This window comes from Oleiphilus sp. HI0079, assembly GCF_001635105.1.
Genome location: NZ_LWFT01000824.1, coordinates 1 through 908, shown reverse-complemented (window position 1 = coordinate 908; position 908 = coordinate 1). Strand labels below are relative to the sequence as shown.

The 908-nt window shown below is 48.0% G+C and carries 1 protein-coding gene; it reads left to right on the top strand.

Annotated elements, in window-relative coordinates; genetic code table 11:
* Positions 1-96: 96 nt before the first annotated feature.
* The coding region (locus A3750_RS15365; RefSeq protein ID WP_156498627.1) for an MBL fold metallo-hydrolase at positions 97-908 on the top strand (812 nt) is incomplete at its 3' end.

Genomic DNA, 908 nt, shown 5'->3' with positions numbered 1-908 from the left:
AGAACCTTGGATTCTGATAAAAATAAGAGTCGCTCAGTTGAGCAAGGGCACATAAATGATCTCGACAGTGTGTCGAGTCAAAATTAGGAGGCCACCATGGCTAGTGTGACGTTTTACGGTGCGGTAGAAGGTGTAACAGGGTCGCTCTATTTACTGGAAACAGATTCAAGCCGAATTGTGCTTGATTGCGGTTTATTTCAAGGCGGGCGTAAAGAAGAAGAGGCGAATTCAAAACCTCTGCCGTTTGATCCGAGCACCATCGATGCTGTCGTTATATCGCACGCGCACTTGGATCATTCCGGTCGTATTCCTTTGTTGGTCAAGGCTGGGTATGACGGGGTTATTCATATGACATGGCCGACATGCGAGCTAGTGGACGTTTTGCTCAAGGATGCAGCATCTTTGCAAGAACGGGATGCGGAGTGGGAGAGTCGTCGCCGTCGTAGAGCAGGCAAGGAAGATATAGAGCCTCTTTACACGACCGAAGACGTGCTCGATGCGCTCACCTATTGCAAAGGCAGCGATTATTATCGCGATGTTAAAATCACATCCGATGTTCGCGTTCGATTTCTAGATGCAGGGCATATTCTTGGCTCTTCCATTGTCGAGCTCTATATCAAAGAAGCCGGGATAGAGAAAAAGCTCGTTTTCTCAGGTGATCTCGGCAATTCGCAGGCGGCCTTGCTGCGTGATCCCGATATTGTTGAGTCGGCAGATGTGGTAATGATGGAATCAACCTATGGCGATCGTGATCATCGCTCAATGGAGGAAACGCTCGAAGAGTTTGAGAGTATCATTGAGGACGCCTCAAAGAATGGCGGTAATATTCTCATACCATCATTCGCCGTCGGCCGAACGCAGGAAATTATTTTTCGTCTTGGTGAGCTTTATCAGCAAGGTAAACTGAG